Below are 6490 nucleotides of genomic sequence, written 5' to 3' on the forward strand. Positions count from 1 at the left end.
TTCGCCGTTTTGCTCCAAATTAAAGAATCACTTTTTTCACCAGCAATTTCTTTTGTAATCTCATTCTTAATATTCGTGATGGAATCACCGACACCAGCAAAGGCAGATGCAACACTGTCATAAGTCGAGTCAGTAACGTCACCATCAGAATTGAACTGCTTAACTTTGAATATAGGAGCAGTCCACGTGCCATTCTCATACTTAGCATTACCACCTAAAGATTTTGCAACACTGCTTCCTAGAGTATGAAGCTGAGAACCATTTATGGCATCAGTTGAGGTTGCTGTAATGTCTCCATTTTTAAGAGACGTAATCTTGCTACTTGCATTCTCTTCACCATGTGTCGCTACAAAGGCATTCGCCGTTTTGCTCCAAATTAAAGAATCACTTTTTTCACCAGCAATTTCTTTTGTAATCTCATTCTTAATATTCGTAATGGAATCACCAACACCGGCAAAGGCAGATGCGACACTGTCATAAGTCGAGTCAGAAACACTGCCATCAGATGCAAATTTTTTAACCGTGAATTTAGGTGCTGTCCATGCGCCATTTTCATACTTAGCATTACCACCTAAAGATTTTGCAACACTGCTCCCTAGGATATAAAGCTGGGAACCATTAACGGCATCGGTTGACGTTTTTGAGAGTTCACCAGGAGAAACCATCAAAAGACGCCGTGTCTTACCTTCACTATTCTCAAAAGTTACGTTAGTTACTGCTGAGGTAGGAGCAATAGCTATCACAGATGGCCCATCCGCTCGGACTAGTTCACGAGATAAGCTTCTTATAAGAGAAAAGCTGTCTGTGTTCTCATACCGATCATCACTTTGAGATGGATTATCTTGTTTTTCCCCAATAGCATGGGGTTCCTTTATCTCAACAATCTGATGATTTAAACCTGCAAAATCATTATTAGTGCCAGAAAATGCATCCGCAACACTTTTATAACCTTCTACATTCTTATAGCCTTCCGTACCTGCAAATGCAGTATCAAAAGCAGCTTTAGTCTGAAACTTAATATTAAGACTTAAGTTCTTGGGAGCATCATCCCTCTCCACAAATGCAGAGCCACTATCTCTATACAATTTACTGCCAACTACATAGGCTGGTGGTATACCTTTAAGCGCATTTGTAACACCACTAAAATCGTTTGATACGTCATTTACAATATGAGCAATAGCAAAAACAGGAAAAAGGGTTGATAAAAAAACAATCACTGAAAGTGCTTTAATAAAAGGTAATTGATAAAACAAGCAAGAATTTTTAAAACCATTCACCACTGGCGCCTTTGATGTGGTACATAATTTTTTCATAATAAATTCTCCAAGTAAGAAAAATATATCAAGAACATTAAAAAGACATATTTCAGCACTAAAGGTAATTTGAGGATTTGTTTTTCGTCTGTTCTTTATAAAGCTTAGGTTTTTCGCAAAGATTGAAAGGAGCAGATTAGAACTCCGATGAGATTGCGATTAACGTTGATTAATAGTTTGGTTAGTGAGGTTTTGGTTTATTCTGCCTTTAAGCAAGTTGTTTGTTTGTAGTAATTTCTGAATTTGTGGGTAAGAATAGAGAATGAAAGGGACATATTTGTACGCTACTGTTAGATGTGTGATTTATAGTTATTTGAAATAAAAGAGTTCGTTTTGTATGCTTAATGGACAGTGAATATTTATGAGGGAAAGGTTTAGGTCATTTAGACCCCGTGATAAGTTCAGGTAAAACTTTTATAGGATTATTGTGGTTTTATCACAAGAACAAGTGATTTGTTTCTTGATTTCTCGAGTCATTTTCCTTGAAAGCTTTTAGAGCAAAATGACGATAATCGTGTGATTCTTTCATAACTTTCCGCACCTCCCTTTGCGAGAATTTTTTTATTCTGTTTGTTCCAGAATGAGTCTTATAGAATTTTAAACAAAATAGCAAGGAGAAAAATGAATTTAATTATTTTTACAGAATGAGTCTTTCTGATTTATGTAACGTAAAATTCTCTATAATAAAAATTCATAACTTTTACGCGTTATAGACTTATGTAGAGGTTCTGTTTTACAGTCAGTTTGAGGTATCTCCGTTTTGTCCAAAATGAGTCTTAGTTTCATTGCCTTCATTGCCACTGCTGTGTACAGAGAAAATAATTAAAATAGTAAAAAGTGAGATTTTTTTGTTTCTTTAAGCATATCCCCCCAATGGATATTTTCTATTAATGAAATTATAAAACGTACAGTTTTAAAATACTGTGCAATTATGCACTCTATCAATTTATATGATAATATTACTCTGCATTTGTAAAATTTTTATTAAAGCGCTTCATTTTTTACTCAATTCAATCTCACTAAAATTATTCCTATAGAATATATTGTGATGAGACTTTATAAGTATATTACTCTGATAATATAAATTCGCCCTTGTCTGATAAGACAAGGGCGAAACTTCGCTTAAATTGTAGTTTTTCATATTCTCTGGTGTTATTTTAATTTTAGAGTTATTCCACCACCTACTCCCCACTGACCACCAGCACTGGTAGCTGATAGATTAGAGCGAATCTTACCATCTTCAGATGTATAACCCGCACCAATAGCAAAAGCAGACTGGCCACGCCAAAAACCGCCACCAAATGAAACACTCACAGATCCTGGGTCATCGAAGTAACGTAAGTTAGACACAGCCAAACCAATCGCTGCTGCTTGCCTAGCCTCTTTGCGCACATTCGTAATATCATAACTTAGTGCGTCAAACTTCATATCGGTATAGGATTTCGCCGCATTAACACCTTCATAGACTTGATCATTCGTATACTTGTTCGCACTTTCAAGAGTAATCCTCATCTGCTCCTCGGTATGCTTGTATAACTGACCACCATTCACTGCGTCCTTAGAGTCTTCTTTAATTTCTCCATCTTTAACATTAGTAATCAAAACAGGCTCACTGTCATCGACACCTTTTAGAGTGATGCTATTGGTTTTCTTTCCGCTATCATCAGTATCATAGCTAACCGCAATATCCACCTTTTTTTCAACGTTTGTTACCCTGTTTGTAACGCTGTTTACCTTGTTTTCAACTTCTGTTACCCTGTTACTCATCTGTGAAAACTGATTGTCATTCACCTCATAAGTTGACTTTTCTAAAATTTCACTAGGAGCAACAGTTACCGTGGTTGAATTATCCTCCTCATCCATAGAATTTTCCGCCTCATCTATGATAAGAGGTAAGCTTCTTAGAAGACGTGCGCTTCTCATAAAAGGAAAGCCTTCTGAAATAATATCCGAAGAATTATCTTGAGGTGTATAACTTTTTTCAATAATACCAACGCTATTCTTTATCGCAACAATCTGATGATTTAAACCTGCCAAAGCACTATTAACGCCAGAAAACGCATTTGCAACATTAGTATAGCTGTTCTCAGTTTCATTACCATCCTTATCAAAGGCTTTCACTGTAAATGTAGGATCTGACCATTTTCCCTCTTTATTATATCCAGCACCACCGCCAAAATAACGTGCAAATGCCTGAGCCATAAAATAAATTTGACTACCATTTACTGCTTCGGTCGATGTTGCCGTAAATGCACCCCCTTTAACACCAGAGAGAATTCGTGGAAAATTAATACCGTTTGCAATATCTATTCTATCACCACCCTTGTTTCCACCAATCGTAATAAGCCCAACGCTATTTTGCTTAACAAAACTATCACCTGTCACACTTTCGATCTTTTGATTAAGATTCGTAAAAGAACTACTTACACCAGAAAGCGCATCCCCAACATTCTTATAGTTCTTCTCAGCTCCATTACCATTTTCATCAAAAACCTTAACTGTAAAAGTAGGAGCATTCCAGTTTCCATCTGCATCATATCCAGCATTACCACTGAAATAGCTAGCAACTACATTGCTCATAGCATAAGCTTGAGAACCATTAATTGCATCAGTCGATGTTGCTGTAATAGAACCAGCATTAACACCTGAAAGAGTCCGTGCTGCATTATTAACGTTCGCAATACTTACCCTCGTTCCACTCACTTTTCCACCAATGGTAATAAATCCACCTGCATCTTGCTTAACAAGATCATCACCTGTCCCATTAATGACTATATTCTCAATCTTTTTATCAAGATTCGTGAAAGAACTATTTACGCCTGTAAAGGCATCTGCAACATTCTTATAGTCTCTTTCAGCTCCATTACCATCCTTATCAAAGACCTTAACTGTAAAAGTAGGAGCACTCCAATTTCCATCTTTATAGCCAGCACCACCACCAAAATAGCCTGCAACGACATTGCTCATGGAATAAAGTTGAGAACCATTGATTGCATCAGTCGATGTTGCTGTAATAGAACCAGCATTAACACCTGAAAGAGTCCGAACCGCATTATCAATATTTGCAATACTTACCCTCGTTCCATTTACTTTTCCACCAATGGTAATAAGTCCCGTATCATCTTGCTTAACAAGGTTGTTCCCTGCCACATTAACGACTACATTTTCAATCTTTTTATCAAGATTTGTGAAAGAACTATTTACGCCTGTAAAGGCATCTGCAACATTATGATAGCTCTTTTCAGCTCCATTACCATCCTTATCAAAAACCTTAACTTTAAAAATAGGAGGCGTCCATTTTACTCTATCAAATCCAGCACCACCACCAAAATAGCTAGAAATAGCAAGACCTAGAGAAAAAATTTGGGAGCCATTAACTGCATCAGACGAGAATGGCGAAATCACACCATTATTAACACCAGTAAGAGTTCTCAATTCATGAGAGCTATTTTCAATGCTTATTCTATTGCCACGTGCATTCGCACCAATTGTAATAAACCCTGAGCTATCTTGCTTAACAAGATTATTGCCCGCAACTTCACGTTCCAAACCATATAATGCAGAGCCAACATCTCTGTACACTTTACCGTTAATTATATAAGTTGGTGCAATATCTTTAAGTACATTTGTACCTGCTCCAAAATACTGCGATATATTGCCCCACGCATCACAAGCAGAAACAGGAGAAGCACCGGATAAAAAGACAGCTACTGAAACCAATGAAAGCGTTTTAATAAAAGGTAATCGATAAGGTGAGCAAGATTTTTTTAAATTACTCACTGCTAGCGTGTGTGGTGTGGTATATATTTTTTTCATAATAAATCCTCTAAGTAAGAAAAAGATATTAAAAACATTAAAAAGACACATTCCGGTGCTACTAAGCTCCAGAGATTATTTTTTTGTTTTATAAAAGATTAGGGTTGTCATAATGCGGAAGAGGACTATCTAAGATATCAATGATATAGTAGTCGACGGGATCGATAGTCCAATTAATAAGGTTTTTATTTATCCTCCTTTAAGGAGGTGGGGTTTTCTTTAGCAGATCCTTTAAATTTAAAGGTGAAGAAAGGTGAACGAAGTGTAGAAAAAACATGTTTGCGTACTATTATTAGGTGTTGTGTGTTTAAGAGGCAATAAAAGATGTTTATTGCGGAAGTTAGTTAAGTTGTTTGCTGAGTAATTTAGAGCATTTTTTGTAGGGTTATTACGCTTCTGCCGTAAAAATAAGCGAGATACCCCTGAGCTTTATATTTATATCTCTTAAAGCTTTTTGAGATCAGATAATTGTGATTTTGTAATTTTGCCATAACTTACCGCACCCCGCTTTGCGAGAAGATTTCTAGTTTCCTTTAATTAATTTTTCGCACTTTATACAGATTATTAAAAAATAGCAAGGAAAAAATGAGATTTTTTATTTCTTTAAGGATACCCCCAGTGGATATTCTATTATAAACTATAAACTGTATAGTTTTCAAATATTGTGCGGTTACACGTATGCTGTTAATTTATATGAAAACATCACTCTGCATTTGTGATTTTTTTGTTAATTAGTCCCATTAAGATTATTATTACAGAATATATTATTATAAAACTTTACAAGTATACTACTCTATGAATTTCTGTGTAAAATATCACTTCTTATAAAATTTTTCCCCTTGTCTGATGAGACAAGAAGGAAAAACTCTCTTAAAAATAAATATCGATTATTCAAATAATTCCTTTTGGAGATGATAAATGATTTTTTCATATAAAATTTCACAATAAAAAATATATTTTTACTCGAAATACGCCCTTATCTTTTATTGCTATTCATTTATGATAAAAATAACTTTCCTTCTCTTTAAATGGCACATGTAACGCATTTGATAAGAGAAGGAAAATTTATTTCGAATTTTCTATTGTTAATTCAGTGTTACCCTAAATCCAGCACCTACACCCCAATGTCCCCCAGAACTTGTTGCAGATACGTTAGAGCGAAATCTTCCATTTTCAGACATATAACCAGCTCCAATAGCAAGTGCAGATTGACTGCGCCATACACCCGTACCAAGTGAAAAACTTAATTTTCCCGGTGTATCGTCATAGCTTAAATTAGATACTGCTAGACCAATAGCAGCAGCTTGTCTTGCTTCTTTCCGAACATCCTGAATAGCATAATTCAATGTCTCAAACTTCAT

The 6490-nt window shown here is 35.6% G+C and carries 2 protein-coding genes and 1 pseudogene; all 3 read right to left on the reverse strand.

Features of this window, described 5'->3' with window-relative positions:
- Positions 1 to 1313: pseudogene (locus ACFIM8_RS08690) on the reverse strand (hypothetical protein); the annotation flags it as partial.
- A 1152-nt stretch (positions 1314 to 2465) separates the two neighbouring features.
- Positions 2466 to 5129 carry a YadA-like family protein gene (locus ACFIM8_RS08695; protein WP_375614794.1) on the reverse strand — a complete coding sequence of 888 codons (2664 nt, stop codon included), beginning with the start codon at positions 5127 to 5129 and terminating at the stop codon, positions 2466 to 2468.
- Positions 5130 to 6214: 1085 nt separating this feature from the next.
- On the reverse strand, positions 6215 to 6490 hold a 276-nt coding region (locus ACFIM8_RS08700), incomplete at its 5' end, for a YadA-like family protein (RefSeq protein WP_375607518.1).

Source organism: Bartonella sp. AC535YNZD (assembly GCF_042196625.1).
GTDB lineage: Bacteria > Pseudomonadota > Alphaproteobacteria > Rhizobiales > Rhizobiaceae > Bartonella.

Coding starts and splice junctions, on each gene's coding strand:
- ACFIM8_RS08695 (WP_375614794.1), bottom strand. CDS start 5,129: ATGAAAAAAATATATACCACACCACACACGCTAGCAGTGAGTAATTTA.